This is a genomic window from Desulfococcus multivorans, from assembly GCF_001854245.1.
GTDB lineage: Bacteria > Desulfobacterota > Desulfobacteria > Desulfobacterales > Desulfococcaceae > Desulfococcus > Desulfococcus multivorans.
Window position 1 is genome coordinate 3,461,549 of sequence record NZ_CP015381.1, and the last position, 18,815, is coordinate 3,480,363.

The following is an 18,815-nucleotide window of genomic DNA, read 5'->3' on the forward strand; positions in this document are numbered from 1 at the left end:
GAAGGAGGAAAGTATATGTCAAGACTAGTTGCGTTCGCCGGTATTCAGGGCGGTTACAACATCGTTTCCAAGGTCGAGGGTCGTTACAAGAGGGCTCTGGAGTCCTTTGACGCCACCACCAAGGTCGGATTCCCCAACACGGCGTATTACCTGCCGGTCATCTACTCCCTTCTGGGCCTCAAGGTCGAAACCCTCGAGGACATGAAGAAGCCCCTGGACGTCATCCGGAAGCTCCTGCCCCCCCATATCAAGGGGAGCAACCACCTGCCCTACCTCGGGCCCCTTCTGGACGCCGGCATGGCCGCCATCTTCGCCTTCGAGCTCGACGAGGCCCTCAACTACCTCGAGAAACCGGATTTTTACTATGTTTCAGAGGAAACCGACATCGAAAACGGGAAAATCTGGCTGGGTGCGGCGGAGGATACGATCTTCCGTAAACGCGGCGTCGAGTTCGTCGACGGCTCCGCCCCCGGGTTCGCCGCCATCGTCGGCGCGGCCCCGTCCCCGGAGATCGCCAAGACCATCATCGAGGAGTATCAGAAACGCTCCATCTACGTCTTTCTGGCGGCCAATCAGAACGGGACTTCCTGCGCCCAACAGCTGATCGAGGCCGGCGTGGACATCGGCTGGCACACCAAGATCGTCCCCTTCGGGCCTGAAATCTCTTCGGCGGTTTTCGCCCTGGGCTTCGCCAACCGCGTCGCCATGGCCTTCGGCGGCGTTCCGGCCGGGGACTACAAGAAGATCCTCATGTACAACAAGAACCGCGTCTTCGCCTTCGTCAACGCCCTGGGCGACGTCAACGCGGAGTGGGCCGCCGCGGCGGCCGGTGCCGTCAACTGGGGCTTTCCCACCATCGCCGACACCGACATCCCCCAGATCCTGCCCACGGGTATCTGTACCTACGAGCACGTCATCGGCAACATCGCGCATGACGACATCGTGGAGAAGTCCATCGAGACCCGCGGCCTCAAGGTCACGATCGCCCAGATCGACATCCCCTGCTCCTTCGGCCCCGCCTACGAGGGAGAGCGCGTCCGCGGCAAGGACCTCTTTGTCCAGGCCGGCGGCGGCAAGACCCAGTGCACGGAGTACCTGGAACTGGCCGATATGAAGGAGATCGACGACGGCAAGGTCACGGTCATCGGCCCGGACATCCCCGACATGAAGCGCGGCGAGGTCTTTCCGCTGGGCATCTTCGTCCAGGTGGGCGGACGCGAATTCCAGAAGGATTTCGAACCGATCCTGGAGCGCCAGACCCATCACCTGGTCAACTACATCCAGGGCGTCATGCACGCCGGCCAGCGCGACATCGCCTGGGTCCGCATCAGCGACGCTGCCGTGGATAAGGGTTTTACCCTGAAAGACCTGGGCGTGGTGCTCCACGCCAAGCTCCACCAGGATTTCTCGGCCATTCTCGACAAGATCCAGGTCACGATCTACACCAAGAAGGAAGATGTGGACAAGCTGACGGCCAAGGCTCGTGCCGCCTACAAGTATCGGGACGAACGCGTCGACAAAATGACCGACGACGACGTGGAAACCTTTTACTCCTGTACCCTCTGCCAGTCCTTCGCCCCCAACCACGTCTGCACCGTCAGCCCCGAGCGGACGGGCCTCTGCGGCGCCTACAACTGGATGGACTGCAAGGCGGCCTACCAGATCAACCCCACCGGGCCCAACCAGCCCATCGAAAAGGGCGAATGCCTCGATCCCAAGCTGGGCCAGTGGAAAGGCGTCAACGAGTTCGTGTCCAAGGCCTCCCGCGGCGCGGTCACCCACTATAACTTCTACTCCCTGGTTCAAGATCCCATGACCACCTGCGGCTGCTGCGAGGCCATCGCCGCCATGCTGCCCGGCTGCAACGGCGTCATGACCGTTCACCGGGAATACACCGGCGAGACGCCCTGCGGCATGAAGTTCACGACCCTGGCCGGCGTCATGGGCGGCGGCGCGTCCTCCCCGGGGTTCGTCGGCCACTCCAAGTACAACATCACCCAGCGGAAATTCCTCGTGGGCGACGGCGGGCTGCTCCGGATGGTCTGGATGCCCAAGAGCCTGAAGGAAGAGATCCGCGAGCGGCTGCTCAAACGGGGCGCGGAGATGGGATGTCCGGACCTCATCGACCGGATCGCCGACGAGACCGTCGGTGTCACCGAGGAGGAGATCATGCCCTTCCTCAAGGAGAAGAAGCATCCGGCCCTGGATATGGAGCCGATCGTCGGGTAAGGGCCCTTAAACGAGATCGAGGAGCGGGATGCGGAATCCCGCTCCTTTACCAAGACACCGATTCGGGCGCCGGCTCCCCGCCGGATGCCCGATAGCGAATAAGGAGATCATTTTATGGCTTTAACCGGTATTCAGATTTTTAAACTCCTGCCCAAAACCAACTGCAAGGAATGTGGGGTTCCCACATGTCTTGCATTCGCCATGAACCTGGCATCCGGGAAGGCTGAACTGGACCAGTGCCCATACGTATCCGACGAAGCCAGAGAGAAGCTCGCCGAGGCTTCCGCACCGCCGATCCTCCCCGTGGAGATCGGTAAGGGCGTGCGCAAGGTCACCGTCGGCGGTGAAACCGTCCTCTACCGCCATGAAAAAACCTTTTTCAACGCCTGCGCCTACGCCGCCGTCGTGGGCTCCGATATCCCCGACGCCGATCTCGAGGCCAAGCTCAAGGCGTGGAACGCCCTGCAATACGAGCGGGTGGGCCTCAATCTGAGACCCGAGCTGGTGGCCGTGAACGACGTGAACGGCGACGCCGCCGCCTTCGCCAAGGTTGCCAAGACCGTGGCCGAAACCTCCGAGTTCAACGTGATCCTGATGACCGAGAAGACCGACGTCATGAAAGCCGGCATCGAGGCCTGCGGATTCAAGAGTCCCCTCATGTGCGCCGCAACGGCCGCCAACATCGATGAGTGGGGCGCCCTGGCCAAGGAGAACAACCTGCCCATCGTCGTCAGGGCCGAATCGGTGGAAGCCCTCCAGGACCTGACCGACAAGCTGGTGGGCATGGGCCACAAGAAGATCATCCTGGATCCGGGTTCCCGGGAGATCAAGCAGGCCCTGGAGGATCAGGTGGCCATCCGGCGCTCCGCCCTCAAGAACGCGAACCGCAAGCTGGGCTTCCCCACCATCACCTTCCCCTGCGCCATGGCGGACAACCTGGAGATGGAGACCTTGATCAGCGCCATGTTCACGGCCAAATACGGCGCCGTCAACGTCATGTCCGACTTCGCCGGCGAAAGCATCTTCCCGCTGCTTCTGGAACGCCTCAACATTTACACCGACCCGCAGCGGCCCATGACGGTCACCGAGGGCATCTATCCCATCAACAACCCCGACGAGAATTCCCCGATCCTGATCACCACCAACTTCGCCCTCACCTACTTCATCGTTTCCGGTGAGATCGAAGGCAGCAAGGTGCCGTGCTGGCTGCTGATCAAGGACTCCGAGGGACTCTCCGTACTGACGGCCTGGGCCGCAGGCAAATTCTCCGGAGACGATGTCGGCATGTTCGTCAAGAAGTCGGGCATCATGGACAAGGCCAAGACCACCGAGCTGGTCATCCCCGGGTACGCCGCGGCTATCGCAGGCGACGTGGAGGAGGAACTGCCCGGGTGGAAAATCACCGTAGGCCCGAGGGAAGCCGCCCACATTCCGGCCTTCCTGAAGGAGAAGACCAAGTAAATCATCCACGATAAATGCCGGACATCCCCCCCCGGGCTTACCTGCGGGGGGAGCCGCTTCGGCATTTTTTTATTGCATTTGTCCGCGGCTTGATAATATCTGTTCAATACCGTCGGCTGCCCCGGACGGCGCTTCCAGTTTCAGGCGTCGTATCTTTCTTTCGGGTTCCTTCGAAAGCAACTCCGTCGGGGCGGGCCGGTCGGTTGCAGTCAACCTTTTGGGTTAACTATTTTTCCGGGTAGGAGGACTTTTCATGGCGAAATTAAAAGATGTGTTGCGGCCGTTGAACGACGGTGAATTCTGGGTTATCGGAGAAAGCTTGAACGTGATCGGAAAAGAGATCGGCAAGGCGTTCAAGGAGCGGAACCCCAAGCCCATTCAGGCGGAAGCCCTGGTTCAGAAGGAAAAAGGGGTGGACCTGATCGACATCAACCTCGGACCGGCCAAGAAGGACGGTCACGAACTGATGCCCTGGGTCGTTGAAACGGTTCAGGAGGTGGTGGACGACGTTCCTCTGGTGCTCGACACCTCCAACATCGAAGCCATCCGGGCGGCCCTGCCGAAGTGCAAGATGCCCCCCATGATCAACTCTATCATGGTTCGGCCGGCGCGCTATGAGGCAATGATTCCCATGGCCGCCGAGTTCGGCGCCGACTTCTGCGCCCTCATGTGGGGACCTGAAGGCCTGCCCCGCGACGAGAACGAGCGGGCCGCCCTTCTGGTGGAACTCATGACCGTGGCCAACGAGGCCGGGATTGAAAACGACCAGATGTGGGTCGACGGCATCGTGACGCCGGTGAACATCCAGCAACCTCAGGCCATCTCCCTCATGAACTTCATGGACATGCTCCCCGAGATCATGCCGGGCGCCATGAGCACCTGCGGCGTCTCCAACATCTCCAGCGGGGTTCCGGACAATCTGAGACACGTCCTGAACATCACCTTCACGGTCATGCTCCATCACCACGGCATGAAGTCCTTCATCGCCGACTGCAAGGACGACATCACCATGGACCTGGCCCACGGCAAACGTCCGGACATCATGAAAGCCATCAAGGACACCATGGACGGCAATCCGCCGGATATGAGCAGCCTTTCCCAGGAACTTCAGCATTACGTGAAGTCGACCAACGTCATTCTCGGAAAAACGTTGTTTTCCGACTCCTGGCTGGAAGTCTGATCTTCGCACGATTTCAACGAAGCCTCTCCCTTCGGGGCGAGGCTTTTTTTTCTGGAAGGAACCTGTTTTTATGGCACGAATGGATGATTATCTCAATGCGAGGAAAATCGCCGTCGATACGCTTGCGGCACAGCCCTTTGAAGCGATCAAGGGGCGCTCCGGCCTGGAATCCCCGGCTGAAAACGAACTCAGGATCCCTTTTCTGAATCGGGTCTACCGGGTCACATACCCCGAGTTCCGGTTCGAGGACGCAACCGGCGACGGCGCGGAGATTCCGGTTCAGGAACAGGTTCTGATCCTCCACTACCTGACCGGGGGGAGCACCGCCGTCACGGAGGAGTTCATCGCATACCGGGAGATCGAGGGTGCGGCCTTTTATTTTTCCTCCTTCGTGAAACGGGCCGTCGATCCCCTTAAAAAGGTTTTCGGCCGCAACGCCGACAGTCTGGGGAAACCCGCGTCGATTCTGGGCGGCACCCCCATCAAGGCGGGCGATGCCGGATTCGAGTTTCATGTCCTGCCGCACATCCCTGTCCAGCTGATTCTGTGGGAGGGCGACGAGGAGTTCGAACCTGAAGCCAACATCCTCTTCAGGGAAAACATCGCGGACTTCCTTTCACCCGAAGACGTCGCCTGGTATGCCGGAATGCTGGTCTACCGACTGATTTCCCTGTTTTATCAACACCAATGATGAAAAGTCCTCTGCCCACGATATCATCCCAGGACCTATCGGCGAGGAGGTTGCGTTGATCCGATCCCAGGCCCTCGAGGTCAATCTGGCCAGCTATCACGTCGAGGTCGAAATCGACCCGCGTTACACCGTCCTCCAGGAGGTCATGGCCAAATATTACGGCCTGATGGAGGGGATGAACACCTTTCTGAAGGAGCTTTCCCACCCCCGACGGAACCTCCAGTTTATCGTGGACGAGGCCCGGGGGTATGCCCTCAAGTATTTTTATCTGCTCAAAACGCATCCCGAAGGCCCCAGAGCAGCGTCCCTCTACGTCGATATCTTTCTCGACGCCATTCACTCCACTGCGGATCCGGAGGTTTTGAGGGATGCCATCGACAACCTTCTCCTCTTTATCCAGAAAACCGCCAAGGACGCCGGATCCGATCACATCGAACGGTTCATGCCGGTGCTGGACGACGCCTTCCGGCGCATTCGGGCCCTCGACGACGCCGCCTTTTTCCTCTTCGTCACCAGCTATTACCCCATGGAAAAAATCGGAGAGGAGCTGATCCTCCACACCAAGGAGATCGCGCTGGATCTGAAGGAGCTCAACGCCCTTCTCTTCAAGTATTTCCAGTTCACCTATGCGTATTGGCTGGGCATCGAAGATCCCATGGAATGGTTCGAGAAGCAGGTGAAACAGGTGACGGATCGGGATCGGCTCATGGATATTTTCGAGACCGTCTCCCACCGGCAGATCGAGGCACTGAAGGTCGAGCTGGACGGCATCGGCCACATCGACGTTGACGCGGCCGTCGACAAGCAGCTCTATCAGCTCAGTCAGCTTTTGACCCTGCCCGGCTACAGTCATTTTACGGACGTCTATCGGGAGATCCCCCAGAAACTGCTCCATTCCGGCAGGGATCAGAGCCAGGGAAATCGCAGAAAGGTCATTTTCCTCTTTCACATCATGAACATCGCCGGCCTCGCCCTCATCCACGAGGAGGCCCTCAGGGACATCAACCGGACCCTCGGCTGGCTCATCGGCAATGAAAAATACACCTATATCGAAAAGCTGATCAAAGACACCTTTTCGATCCTGAAGGCCCGCACCCGCGAGTTTCCCCAGACGGCGCTCTCCTGCATCCTCAACATGGGCAAGGGGCTTTACAAGACCGATGAGCTCGACCTGGTCAAATCCTTCATCAATCACGTCAGCGAACTGGGATTCCAGGCACCCATGATCCGGGGGGTCGGCAACGACTGGCAGATTCGGGTCAACCCAGCGCACATCCAGAATATCCGGACCTGGCTGGAGCTCATCGAGCTGAACCCCAAATGGTCGACCCGCCTCCTGTCGGATCTTATCATCCACCTCTCGCTCACCGGGGTTTTCATCAAGGACACGGACCTCTTTCCCCGGGACATCACCGGCCTGCTCAACAGCGATATCGGTCCCGTCTACAACCTGGTAAAGCAGCTGGCCCGGCTCTTTCCCGTCTATTTCAACGACATCGGCGCCGAAGGGGCGCTCCGGGACATATCCACCAATATCGATGAGATCGCCCACCGGAAAGACCCCCTCATCCATTTTCTCAGAAAACAGGCCCACGTGGAGAGCAGCAACCGGGTGGTTTCCTTCATCGAGGCGACGCTCCGTTTCTGGCTGACCCTGGACAAGCGCCACATCGAGCCTTTCGTGCCCCCCAGCATCTTCGAACAAATCGACGCCCACGGCCGCCATGTCCGGGATCTCCACAAGATCCTGACCCACCTGCGGGAGAAGGGCCTCCATCTGCCCGAGGATCTGCTTTCCCGGGGCAAAACAGACCTGGACCGGCTTCTGGCGGATCTGCCGCCGGTTCCGGAACATGAGCTGGAGCGAATGACCCTGGCGATCCATTTCTATCAGCTCCTCCACCGAAAATACTCCCTCATCCTGGCGCCGGAGGCCTGCGAAGACCTCAACAACTACCTCTCCCAGCTGAGATCGGACGGATTCCCCGGCGTGGACCGTCTGAACACAATGCTCCGTGAGGATGACATCTCCGGAAAACTGCACGGACTGCTGGGCTACCTCGAAGAGCTCAAGGCGCTCATTCTGTCGAAGGAGACTTACGAAATCCGGGAGGACATCTACAAAAAGCGCCACATCACGGTGGATATCCCCTCCATGTACGGCAGCTATCACGAAATGAAGTTCAATGCCCTGGGACTGACCTTTCGGGTGGAATCCGTGGTCAATGTCTGTTTCGAGGAGGTTGTCGACCAAATCGACCTGAGTCTCATCACCAAGGAGACCTTCTACCAGATTTACGGCCTGCTGAAGCTTTTCGACCGGGCGCTGAAGCTGGACGGCATCTCCTCGGTGGAATTTCAGAGCCAGATGGAGCTGCTGAAACACTCGCTCGAAACCCGCGGGTTCACCTTCACCCAGTATCTCGATATCTTCAAGGGATTCGCCCGATCGGTGTCCAATGTCATCAACGATTATTTCAACAATATTCATGAGTACAATCTCAATCGTATCATTGCCCGGATGTCGCGAAACGAAATTCTGGACAAATACCGCATCCCCGACGGCGACGGCGACCCGGAAAAACTTCAGCATTGGATCTCCGAGATTTTTCTCAGGGAAAAAATCGCCCTCTCCCTGGGGATCCAGCAGCTCGACCTCTTTTTGAGCCGAATCCTCACCACCCTGTTTCACCAGTCCTACAAGCTGCCGGACAGCAAGCTGAGGCTTCTGCTCAACTACAACCCCCAACGGGCCATGACGCCTATCCGCAACCCTAAAAAATCGGCCGAGGGCATCATCCACCTGGGGAACAAGGGGAACAACCTCGTCAAGCTCAATCAGCTCGGTTTCCAGACGCCCCCCGGGTTCATCATCACCACGGAGGTCTTTCGGAGTCGGGACGTCATCGAGTCCTATCCCCCCGCCGGACAGAATTTCAAGGACCAGGTCGCCCGGCACATTCAGCTTCTCGAAGAACAGACGGGCAAACGTTTTGGAGACCCGGAGAACCCCCTCCTCTGTTCCGTGAGAAGCGGCTCATCCATCTCCCAGCCGGGCATGATGGACACCTTTCTGAACGTGGGCATCAACGAGGAGATCGCCGACGGCATCGCCCGGCAGACGGGCAACACCTGGTTTGCCTGGGACAATTACCGGCGCTTTCTTCAATGCTACGGCATGGCCTTCGATCTCAAGAGAAACGACTTCGACGAGATCATGCGGCTGTTCAAAAAGGCGAAAGAGATCGCCGTGAAGCGGGGCTTTACCGGGGACCAGATGCGGGAGTTGGCCCTGGCCTACCAGAAACGGATCACCGCAGCGGGGATCACCATCATCGAAGACCCTTTCGAGCAGCTCCTCCTGACCATCAACAAGGTGCTCAACTCGTGGGAGTCGGCCAAAGCCAAGACCTACCGGAAGATCATCGGCATCTCGGACGACTGGGGTACCGCCGTCACGGTACAGGCCATGGTCTACGGAAACCTCTCCCCCGCCTCCGGCTCGGGGGTCTTCTTCACCCACAACCCCAAATGGAGCGAGGACAATCTCCGACTGTGGGGGGATTTCACCATAGGCAACCAGGGGGAGGACGTGGTCGCGGGGCTGGTGACAACGTTGCCGATCTCCATCATCCAGCAGGAGAACGAGATGCGGGACACCGACATCACCCTGGAGACCCACTTTCCTGAAATCTACCAGGCGCTCAAGGGGTGGGCCAACCAGTTGATCTACCACAACGGCTGGAGTCCCCAGGAAATCGAGTTCACCTTCGAAAGCCCCCGCAAGGCAGACCTTTATATTCTCCAAAGCCGGAACATGTCGATCCGGGAGCGCAAGAAAGTCTTCACCTTCGATCTCGAGGACGCCGGGGACGAACGGGTCTTTCTGGGCAGCGGCATCGGGGTCAGCGGCGGGGCGATGAGCGGCCGCGCCGTCTTCAGCCTGGAAGAGATCGACCGGTGGCGCACCGTCGAGCCCGAGACCCAGCTCATCCTCATCCGCGGGGATACGGTGCCCGACGACATCCAGGAAATCAACGCTGCCGACGGCCTCATGACCGCCAGGGGGGGCGTCACCTCCCACGCGGCAGTGGTCGCCCACCGGCTTGGCAAGACCTGCGTGGTCGGGTGCGTCAATCTGGTCTGCAACGAAGCCGAACGGAACGGTCTTTTCGGCGACGTCCTCATCACCTCCGGGGACTTCGTCAGCATCGACGGTCAGGAAGGTCTGGTCTATAAAGGCTTCATGAAGATCAAGGAAGCATAGCAGAATAAACTCCAATCTCGATACCCTTAAATTCGGAAAGGAGACAAATGGATAGCACGTCATCAAAGCTGGGCATCAACGGACTGGGCAGAATCGGCAAACTCACCCTGTGGCACCATATCGCCCGAAAACATTTCGACGAGCTGGTGGTCAACCTCGGACGGTCGGTGGGGAAATCCATGGCGGATATCGCCCACTATGTGGAGCGGGACTCCACCTACGGCTTTCTCGCCAATTACCTTCGGGGGTACGCAGGGGGGTCGGTCATCCAGGAAATCGACGACGCGAATCAGACCCTTGTCATCGACGGCATCCGGGTTCGGTTTCTGTTGGAAAACCGCAATCCCCAGGCCATCGACTGGCAAGCGCACGACGTCCGGCTGGTGGTCGACACCACCGGTCAGTTTCTGGATCCCACCCTTCCGGGGGACCACGCCAAGGGATCCGTCCGGGGCCATCTGGAGTCCGGCGCCGAAAAGGTCGTCGTATCGGCGCCGTTCAAGATCAAGGATCAGGGACGGGAGATGCCGACGGACGCGGTGACCACCGTGATGGGCGTCAATGATCACGATTACGACCCCCGCCGGCACCGGATCATCTCCAATGCTTCGTGCACCACCACGTGTCTCGCCCACATGATGAAGCCCCTGATCAACATGTTCGGGCCGAGAAAGATCCTCTCGGCGTCCATGGCCACGATCCATGCGGCCACGGGCTCTCAGCAGGTGCTCGACCGGTTGCCCAAGGCGGGCGCCGGGGACCTGCGGAAAAACCGGAGCATCATGAACAACATCATTCTCACCTCGACGGGGGCCGCCAAGGCATTGCGCCTGGTCATCCCGGAAATGGAGGAGATCGGCTTCATTGCGGAGTCGGTTCGGATTCCCACCAGCTCGGGCTCTCTGGTCATCCTGGTCGTCAACTTCCAGGAGGAGCCTGAAGGGGAACCCATCCGACGGGAGACCATCAACGACGTCTATCGCCAGGCCGCCCTGCAGGATCCCCACCAATACCTCCATTTTTCGGAACAGCAGAATGTTTCCGGCGACATCATCGGAGCGCCCAGGGCCGCCGCCGTCATCGAGGGTCATGAAACCCACACCCGGACCGCCGAGGTCACCATGGACCTGAGCCGCATCCCCGGGATAGCGCCGGGGGCGCGGGAGCTGCTGAAGGAGACCGTTGTAAGGATCCCCATCACCCAGGCCGTCATCTACGGCTGGTACGACAACGAGATGGGAAGCTACGTCAATATGCTGGGAGATCGGACGGTCACCGTCGCCGAGAGCATGTAAGACATTTCCTCAACTCAACTTTCGACTTTCACAGGCCGATTTCCGGTCAACATCATGAAAGTCGAAAGTTGAGTCATCCCGATGACGGTAACATTGGATCGCGGTCACCTGACAGGGGCTTTCACCTGTGTGCCGCGGCTTCTCAATAACCGCAAGGTCAGGCTGACAATCAGGTATCCGCAAGATGATGGTGAGGATTAACGAGGCATATTTCCAAGCGTTCGGCTCAGGGCCACGAACTCCGCCACCGTGAGCGTCTCCGCCCGGCGGGCCGGGTCGATGCCGGCCGCCGTCAGGGCCTGTTCGGCCGACGCCGCCGGGATGTGGAGTTCACTCCCGGCAAGGGCGTTGCGGAGGGTCTTGCGCCGCTGCCCGAAGGCCGCCTTGACCACCCGAAACAGGAAGGCCTCGTCCGGCGCCGGGTGCACCGGGGTTTCCCGGAACCGGATCTCGATGACCTCGGAGTCGATCTTGGGCTTGGGGAAAAAGCGGTCGGCGCCAACGGTCAAAAGAGACCGAACCTCGGCGCAGTATGCCAGCATGACCGAGAGCCGCCCGTAATCCCGCCCGCCGGGTTTGGCCATGAAGCGTCGGGCCAGTTCCTTCTGGAACATCAGCACCGCCCGGTCGATCCACCGCCGCGCTTCGATGAGACGGACCACGATCTGGGAGGAGATGTGATAGGGCAGGTTGCCGATGACCACGAGGGGACGGTCGATGCCCGCATCCCGGACGAAATTCCCCAGATCGAGCCGGAGGATGTCCGCTGTGATGACCGTGACGTTATCACACTTGTGCAGCAGAAGCTCCGTCCCAAGAAGATCGACGAGCCGACGGTCCGTCTCCACCGCATAAACATGCCCGGCAGCGCCTGCCACAGGCACCGTGAGGGCACCCAGTCCGGCACCGATCTCGAGGACGACGTCCCCGGCCGATATACCGGCCCGGTTGACGATGGCCCGCGGTATGGCGGGGTTTGTCAGAAAATTCTGGCCCAGCTGCTTTTTGGGCAGCATCTTCCATGCTTTGAGTAGGGTCACCGGTGATGTCATCGTTTGTGAATATCACGAAATCCACCGTTTTTCAACACGGCGATCCGGTCGCCGCCATGAAAGCGTGAAGGCTGAAGGGGGCGGCTGCGACAGACGGAAGGACTTGTCTCCGTTCCGCCCGGAGTTGAATGATTTCGAGCCGTCGTCTTGCATTGTGTTGACTTTTTTCTAGTTTTGAAGTAATTGCCTTCAGAAATTTCAATGTCTAACTTCAGCACAAAAGGTGATGAAAAGCCCTCGATCGGGCCGGGACTCCGACCTTGCGGGCAATTCACTATCGCGGCTCGACCGAAGTCTCCATGAGAGTTTCGGCTCTGCCGGTTATCCTTCGGAGGATCCGGGAAGGATCATCGATGTCGACCCGAAAGAAGAAAAACGTCAATCTCAACGCGCTGGTCAGGATGTTCCTGCGGGAGTACAACATTCCGACCAAAAAGGACGTCGATCGATTGATGGCCAGGATCGACCGTCTCGAGCAGCTCATCAAGCTCGACATGGAAAGCAGTCGCCCCAAAAGGCCTCAACCCAAAGTCGGCAGCGGGAAAGCCGCCTCCGACGAGGTCCTGGCGGTCATCCAGGATTTCCAGAACGGCATCCAGTTCGCCAAAATCAAGGATATCACGGGATTCGAGGAAAAAAAGCTCCGAAATATCATCTACCGTCTTCACCGAATGGGAAAGATCGAACGGATCAACCGCGGCACCTACATCGCATCCCGGGAATGACGCGTCCGCCACCGCCCATTCCCTGGGAAGCGGACGAACCCTTCATCAAAAAACATAAGGAACATCCATGAACGCTTCAGCGGAATTTCAACATCCCAACCTGAGGGTGGAAGACCGCCTCGGCGACTATCGCGTCCGTCGCGTGGCAGAGCTCGAGGAGATCGGCGCGCGCTATATCGAGCTGGAGCACGTGCCCACCGGGGCACGACATGCCCACATCAGCCGGGACGACAATGAGAACGCCTTCAGCGTCGCCTTCAAGACCGTCCCCACGGACTCGACGGGGGTCGCCCACATCCTGGAACACACCACCCTTTGCGGCTCCCGCAAGTTCCCGGTGAGGGACCCTTTCTTTTCCATGATCAAGCGAAGCCTCAACACCTTCATGAACGCCTTCACCGCATCCGACTGGACCATGTATCCCTTCTGCACCCAGAATCGGAAGGATTTTTACAATCTCATGGACGTCTACCTGGATGCGACCTTTTATCCCGAGCTCTCGGAGCTCAACTTCAAGCAGGAGGGGCATCGCCTGGAGCTGGAGGACGGCCGGCTGGTTTACAAGGGCGTGGTCTACAACGAGATGAAGGGGGCCATGTCCTCTCCGGACCAGGTGATGGTGCGGTCCATGTTGAAAGCCCTTTATCCGGATACGACCTACAGCCACAACTCCGGGGGCGACCCCGAGGTCATCCCCCGGCTGACCCACGCCCAACTCAAGGCCTTTCACCAGCGTCATTACCACCCCAGCAACGCTTTTTTCTACACTTACGGGAGCCTTCCCCTGACGGATCACCTCGACATCATTCAGAAAAAGGTGCTGAATCATTTCACCCGCATCGATCCCGACACCGAAGTCCCCCCCCAGCCGCGCTGGAGCGCCCCCAGAAAGGCGGCTGATCCCTATCCCATCGACCCCAACGAGGCGCCCGAAAAAAAATATCAGGTCAGCATCGCATGGCTCACGGCGGATATCCAATCCGCCTATGACGTCCTGGTCCTCTCGCTCATGGGTGAAATCCTTCTGGGCAATGCCGCATCCCCACTCAGAAAGGCGCTCATCGATTCCGGCCTCGGTTCGTCTCTGGCCGACGGCACAGGCTTCGACGCCGATAACCGGGACACCCTCTTCGCCTGCGGCCTCAAGGACGTCAAAGGCACGGATGCCGACGTCATCGAGAAAATTGTTTTCGATACCCTGGGCGACCTGGTCCAAAAGGGTGTCGACACGGCGCTGGTCGATGCGGCGATCCACCAGCTTGAATTCCACCGCAAGGAGATCACCAACACGCCCTATCCGTACGGACTCAAGCTGTTCCTGGCGTTTTCCGGCCCCTGGTTCCACGGCGGAAATCCCGTCAGAAGTCTGAGATTTGATGAGGATCTCTCCCGTCTGAAGGCCGCGCTTTCCGTTGAAAGCGTTTTCGAGAACTACATCCGGCGCTTCCTGATCGACAACCCCCACCGGATCCGCTTCACCCTGGTGCCCGACCCGAAAATGGCCGGGGAGACGGAGATCCGGACGGCGGCCGAACTGGAACGGATTCAGAAAGGCCTCTCACCGGCCGAGATCGCCCGTATCAAGGCCGACCAGGAGGCCCTGAAGGCCCTCCAGGAGGCTGAGGAGAACCTTTCCGTACTGCCGACCCTGGAGATCGAGGACATCCCGCCGTCCATCCACTCCGTCGCATCCGCCGAACCTTACGGACCCGGGCCCGCGACATGGTATGCCCAGTCGACATCGGGCATTTTCTATTTCACGGCGGCCGCAGGGGTCGGAGGACTGCCGGGGAATCTGGTGCCCCTGGTGCCCTTTTTCTGCTACGCCTTTCCGAAGGTCGGCACCGCCCGTCGGGACTACATCCAGCTGGCACGTCTGATAGACCGGTACACCGGCGGTATCGGGCTCGCGGCCCACACCCGGACCCATTACGGCGAAAACCGGCCCTGTATGCCCTTCGTCACCCTGGGCGGGAAGTGCCTCGCTCGCAACCAGGAGCGGTTGTTCGACATCCTGGCCGAGTTGGTCCACGACTTCAATTTCGCGGATCTCGCGCGACTTCGGACCCTCTTTCTGGAATACCGGGCCAATCTGGAGTCGATGATCGTCCGGAACGGCCACATCCTCGCCATCTCCCTGGCTTCCCGGAACTTTTCGGTGTCCCGGGCCCTGAGCGAGGCGTGGCAGGGCGTCCATCAACTCAAGACCGTCAAGGCCCTTACCGAAGATCTTTCGGACGACCACCTCGCCGGGATCTCCGAACAATTGATCGCCGTCGGACGCCGGATCTTCACCCGCAGCAACATGAAGATTGCGCTGGTGGGGGAGGATGCAGTCCTCCGGGACGCGGCATCACCGCTTTCGGGACTTCTCGGCGGCCTCGGGGCGGGCACGGGGAGCGAATTTGCCGCCCCCCCCGACGTGCTGTCCGGAACAACGGTCCCCCGGGAGGGGTGGAGCACGGGAACCGCCGTCTCCTTCGTGGCACGGAGCTTCGAAACCGCGGCAATGGAACATCCCGACGCGCCCGCTCTGGCCGTCATCGGCAAGATGCTCCGGAGCCTCTACCTCCACAGAGAGATTCGGGAAAAAGGCGGTGCCTACGGCGGATTTTCCATATACAATCCCGAGGACGGCCTCTTCTGCCTGGGCTCCTATCGGGACCCCCACGTGGTCAACACCCTCAAGGTCTACGATCAGGCGGGCCCCTTCATCCGGTCCGGCAAATTCACGGATGAGGACGTCAAGGAGGCCGTCCTCCAGGTCTGCTCGGAGATCGACAAGCCCGATCCGCCGGGGCCGGCGGCCCGGAAGGCATTTTTCCGCCGACTCATCGGCCTCGATGACGACATTCGCCTCGGCTTCAAGACCCGCCTTCTGGCCCTCGACCGGCAACAGATCCAGGCGGCGGCCGAAACCTGGTTCGGCGGTGCCGGACCCCAGGCGACGGTGGTCATCTCCAGCGAGGAGAAGCTGAGGGCGGCCAATGAGGAGATGGGAGACGGCCCCCTCACGCTCCACCGGATATAAGATTCAGTTTTAAGGAATTACAGGAAATCGAAATCATGCGTATCGTCATTATCGGCGCCGGGGCCATGGGCTCCATCTTTGGCGCCATGCTGTCTTCCACGTCGGATGTGGTGCTGCTGGACCTCCTGGAAAATCACATCAACACCATCACGGAGACCGGGTTGACCATCGAACGCACCGACGGGTCCCGAAGAATCTTTCGGCTTCACGGCACGACGGATCCGGCCACCCTCGCCCCGACCTTCGATCTGGCCGTCATATTTACCAAATCCTTCGACACCCCGAAAGCCGTCCTCACGGCCGACAGCCTGCTGAAGCCGACGGGCGTGGCCCTCACCCTCCAGAACGGTCTGGGGAACCTGGACGACATCGTCAGGGTGCTGGGCACGGAAAGAGCCCTGGTGGGCGTCACCTCCCACGGGGGCACGATCATCGCACCGGGTCATGTCCGCCACGCCGGAGAAGGCCTCACCTACATTGCAGGCGCATCGCCGGATACCCGGGGCGTCCAGGCGGTGGTCTCGGCCTTCCGGGCCGCGGGTATCGATACCGATCGGACAGATAACCCCGACACGCTCATCTGGGGCAAACTCATCATCAACGTCGGCATCAACGCATTGGCCGCCACTCTGCGGGTTCCCAACGGCGTCCTGGCCATGACGCCCGCATGCGAAATCCTCATGGCCCGGGCCGTCGATGAGGCGGTGGCCGTGGCGCGACAGCTTCATATCACCCTCCCCTACGACGACCCCCTGGCGCAGGTGAAGGCCGTCTGCCGGAAAACCGCTCAAAACCGGGCGAGTATGCTCCAGGACGTCCTGAGGGGCGCACGGACCGAGGTGGGGGTCATCAACCGGGCCATCGTCGAAAAAGGTGCGGCCCTGGGCGTGGAGACGCCCTGCAACCGCTTCCTGTCGGAGATCATCGAAGCCCTCGAAGCAACGGCGGCCCATCGCATCGACTGACCACGATGAACCCCGGTGCGGCCCGTCTCGATGGGGACATGGACTTGTCCCCCATTCAGTCTGATCCGAAACCATCTTCCCGAAAGGAACGCATATGACACGTAAAACGACCATCGTCGACATCAAGGCCAGAAAAAAAACCGGTCCGCCCATCACCATGCTGACGGCCTACGACTATCCCATGGCCCTCCTCGTGGACCGGGGCGGCATCGACATGATCCTGGTGGGGGACTCCCTCGGCATGGTGGTTCTGGGCTATCCGGACACCATATCCGTCACCATGGACGAGATGGTCCACCACACCAAGGCGGTGAGTCGGGTCGCCGAACACGCCCTCGTGGTGAGCGACCTGCCTTTCGGCGCCTACAACGTTTCCATCGAGAAGGCCGTGGAGAACGCCAACCGGATAATGAAGGAGGGGCGGGCCGACGCCGTCAAGCTTGAAGGCGGCAGAAGCATGGCATCGGTGGTGGAGGCGGTCGTCCGCTCCGGAACCCCCGTCCAGGGACACATCGGCCTGACGCCCCAGACGGCGTCGGCCCTGGGCGGGTTCAAGGTTCAGGGCAAGAGCGCCGAAGCGGCGCGAACGCTCATCGATGACGCCAAGGCCCTCGAAGCCGCGGGCTGCTTCTCCATTGTCCTGGAGGCAATTCCCGCCCCCATCGCGCAGATGGTGACCGAGGCCCTCGCGATTCCCACCATCGGCATCGGCGCCGGGGTCCACTGCGACGGCCAGGTGCTGGTCATCCACGACATGGTAGGACTCTTCGATCGGTTCACCCCGAAATTCGTCAAACAGTACGCCAAGGTCAGCGATATCATCGCATCGGCCATATCCGCCTACGCCGACGAGGTTAAAAACCGCCGGTTTCCTGAGGAGCGGCACAGCTTCACCATGAAAACCGACGAACTGGACAAACTGGAAAAGGCCTGATAACGACCAAAGCGCCGGCCTGGAGGGAGGAAAGATCATGACGACATCCTATCGAATTTATCCCGTCGGCAGGATCCACAAGAACGGCGACAAGACCTGGATCGAGATCGAGGAGGCCTACCGGGAGGCCATGGACGGGCTTTCCGGGTTCTCCCACATCACGGTGCTCTACTGGTTCCACCAGAACGACACGCCGGAGAAACGGTCCATCCTGAAGGTTCATCCCCGAAAGGACAAGGCCAATCCCCTCACCGGCGTATTCGCCACCCACTCCCCTTGCCGTCCCAATCTCATCGCCATGACCCACTGCCGGATCACGGGCATCGATGGGAGCCTCATCCACATCGATGCCGTCGACGCCTATGATCAGACACCCGTCATCGACATCAAGGCCTTCATTCCCATGGACAAGACAACGGCGGAGACGGTGCGGGTTCCCGACTGGGTGAACCGGCCGCGTCGACAGGATCCGGCGTAAGACCGACGGAAACAAGGAGACGATAGTGGACGACAGAACCGAAGCGATCAACGACTATATCCGGCAGGATCCCTTTGCCCGGTTCCTGGGGGCCGATGTGGAGATCCCGAAACCGGGCCATGCCCGGGTGACCCTGACGGTCACCGACGACATGCTCAATTTCCACGGCAGCACCCACGGCGGCCTGATTTTCGCCATGGGCGACATGGCCTTCGCCGCGGCGAGCAATTCCCACGGTCGAACGGCCGTGGCGCTGAACGTGGCCATCAATTTTCTGAGGGCGACGACATCCGGGGACCGGCTCGTGGCCGAAGCGGTGGAAGAGAGCGAATCGGGGCCCGTAGCCCTCTATGACATCACCGTGCGGAACGATCGAACCGGGGCGATAGTGGCCAGGAGCCAAAACCTGGTCTATCGAAAAAAGGAGTGGTTCGTGCCCGATACGGCGGGACAGACGCCCTGAAATCGAAAGCGGCAGAGGATGTCATGAAAACCCGGTTCATTGAC

13 protein-coding genes are annotated in these 18,815 nt (G+C 59.9%); 12 read left to right on the forward strand and 1 reads right to left on the reverse strand.

What is annotated here, in order from left to right; all coding sequences use genetic code 11:
* The first annotated feature begins 15 nt into the window (after window positions 1–15).
* The 6 genes from acsB (at window position 16) to dmul_RS15230 (ending at window position 11,123) form a co-directional block, all read left to right on the forward strand.
* A complete protein-coding gene (acsB, locus tag dmul_RS15205; RefSeq protein ID WP_020877671.1) occupies window positions 16–2,229 on the forward strand; it encodes an acetyl-CoA decarbonylase/synthase complex subunit alpha/beta in 2,214 nt (737 codons plus the stop codon).
* Window positions 2,230–2,343: 114 nt separating this feature from the next.
* A complete protein-coding gene (gene acsC, locus dmul_RS15210; RefSeq protein WP_020877672.1) occupies window positions 2,344–3,690 on the forward strand; it encodes an acetyl-CoA decarbonylase/synthase complex subunit gamma in 1,347 nt (448 codons plus the stop codon).
* A 253-nt stretch (window positions 3,691–3,943) separates the two neighbouring features.
* The gene (locus dmul_RS15215; protein ID WP_020877673.1) at window positions 3,944–4,870 is read left to right on the forward strand and encodes a dihydropteroate synthase; all 927 of its coding nucleotides are present in this window, start codon (window positions 3,944–3,946) and stop codon (window positions 4,868–4,870) included.
* A gap of 70 nt (window positions 4,871–4,940) precedes the next feature.
* The gene (locus tag dmul_RS15220) at window positions 4,941–5,561 is read left to right on the forward strand and encodes a DUF3786 domain-containing protein (protein ID WP_020877674.1); all 621 of its coding nucleotides are present in this window, start codon (window positions 4,941–4,943) and stop codon (window positions 5,559–5,561) included.
* A gap of 55 nt (window positions 5,562–5,616) precedes the next feature.
* Entirely contained in the window at window positions 5,617–9,828 is a 4,212-nt protein-coding gene (locus dmul_RS15225; RefSeq protein ID WP_020877675.1) for a PEP/pyruvate-binding domain-containing protein, read from the forward strand.
* A 47-nt stretch (window positions 9,829–9,875) separates the two neighbouring features.
* Window positions 9,876–11,123, forward strand: coding sequence for a type I glyceraldehyde-3-phosphate dehydrogenase (locus tag dmul_RS15230; RefSeq protein ID WP_020877676.1), 1,248 nt, complete (start codon window positions 9,876–9,878; stop codon window positions 11,121–11,123).
* A gap of 197 nt (window positions 11,124–11,320) precedes the next feature.
* On the opposite strand, the gene rsmA is transcribed toward dmul_RS15230, so the two are convergent.
* Entirely contained in the window at window positions 11,321–12,163 is an 843-nt protein-coding gene (gene rsmA, locus dmul_RS15235; RefSeq protein ID WP_234979098.1) for a 16S rRNA (adenine(1518)-N(6)/adenine(1519)-N(6))-dimethyltransferase RsmA, read from the reverse strand.
* Between the two features lie 365 nt (window positions 12,164–12,528).
* On the opposite strand from rsmA, the gene dmul_RS15240 reads away from it, so the two are divergent.
* The 6 genes from dmul_RS15240 to dmul_RS15265 all read left to right on the forward strand — a co-directional run bounded on the left by dmul_RS15240 (window position 12,529) and on the right by dmul_RS15265 (window position 18,771).
* Window positions 12,529–12,900 (forward strand): hypothetical protein, encoded by a 372-nt coding sequence (locus tag dmul_RS15240; RefSeq protein ID WP_020877678.1) that lies wholly within the window; start codon window positions 12,529–12,531, stop codon window positions 12,898–12,900.
* Window positions 12,901–12,967: 67 nt separating this feature from the next.
* Window positions 12,968–15,931: an insulinase family protein gene (locus tag dmul_RS15245; protein ID WP_020877679.1), complete on the forward strand. Its 2,964-nt coding sequence runs from the start codon at window positions 12,968–12,970 to the stop codon at window positions 15,929–15,931.
* 35 nt (window positions 15,932–15,966) lie between these two features.
* Complete coding sequence (locus dmul_RS15250) at window positions 15,967–16,896, forward strand: ketopantoate reductase family protein (RefSeq protein WP_020877680.1); 930 nt, start codon at window positions 15,967–15,969, stop codon at window positions 16,894–16,896.
* 94 nt (window positions 16,897–16,990) lie between these two features.
* Window positions 16,991–17,830, forward strand: a complete 840-nt coding sequence (gene panB / locus dmul_RS15255) for a 3-methyl-2-oxobutanoate hydroxymethyltransferase (protein ID WP_020877681.1) — start codon at window positions 16,991–16,993, stop codon at window positions 17,828–17,830.
* A gap of 37 nt (window positions 17,831–17,867) precedes the next feature.
* Window positions 17,868–18,308: a tRNA (N6-threonylcarbamoyladenosine(37)-N6)-methyltransferase TrmO gene (tsaA, locus tag dmul_RS15260; protein ID WP_020877682.1), complete on the forward strand. Its 441-nt coding sequence runs from the start codon at window positions 17,868–17,870 to the stop codon at window positions 18,306–18,308.
* A 25-nt stretch (window positions 18,309–18,333) separates the two neighbouring features.
* On the forward strand, window positions 18,334–18,771 hold the full coding sequence (locus tag dmul_RS15265) for a hotdog fold thioesterase (protein ID WP_020877683.1): 438 nt from the start codon (window positions 18,334–18,336) through the stop codon (window positions 18,769–18,771).
* Window positions 18,772–18,815: the final 44 nt, after the last annotated feature.

What these genes read in the sequence shown, in the direction of transcription:
- dmul_RS15250 (WP_020877680.1), top strand. Translation starts at nt 15,967, where the DNA reads ATGCGTATCGTCATTATCGGCGCCGGGGCCATGGGCTCCATCTTTGGC.
- dmul_RS15220 (WP_020877674.1), top strand. Translation starts at nt 4,941, where the DNA reads ATGGCACGAATGGATGATTATCTCAATGCGAGGAAAATCGCCGTCGAT.
- acsC (WP_020877672.1), top strand. Translation starts at nt 2,344, where the DNA reads ATGGCTTTAACCGGTATTCAGATTTTTAAACTCCTGCCCAAAACCAAC.
- dmul_RS15215 (WP_020877673.1), top strand. Translation starts at nt 3,944, where the DNA reads ATGGCGAAATTAAAAGATGTGTTGCGGCCGTTGAACGACGGTGAATTC.
- dmul_RS15245 (WP_020877679.1), top strand. Translation starts at nt 12,968, where the DNA reads ATGAACGCTTCAGCGGAATTTCAACATCCCAACCTGAGGGTGGAAGAC.
- acsB (WP_020877671.1), top strand. Translation starts at nt 16, where the DNA reads ATGTCAAGACTAGTTGCGTTCGCCGGTATTCAGGGCGGTTACAACATC.
- dmul_RS15240 (WP_020877678.1), top strand. Translation starts at nt 12,529, where the DNA reads ATGTCGACCCGAAAGAAGAAAAACGTCAATCTCAACGCGCTGGTCAGG.
- panB (WP_020877681.1), top strand. Translation starts at nt 16,991, where the DNA reads ATGACACGTAAAACGACCATCGTCGACATCAAGGCCAGAAAAAAAACC.
- dmul_RS15230 (WP_020877676.1), top strand. Translation starts at nt 9,876, where the DNA reads ATGGATAGCACGTCATCAAAGCTGGGCATCAACGGACTGGGCAGAATC.
- tsaA (WP_020877682.1), top strand. Translation starts at nt 17,868, where the DNA reads ATGACGACATCCTATCGAATTTATCCCGTCGGCAGGATCCACAAGAAC.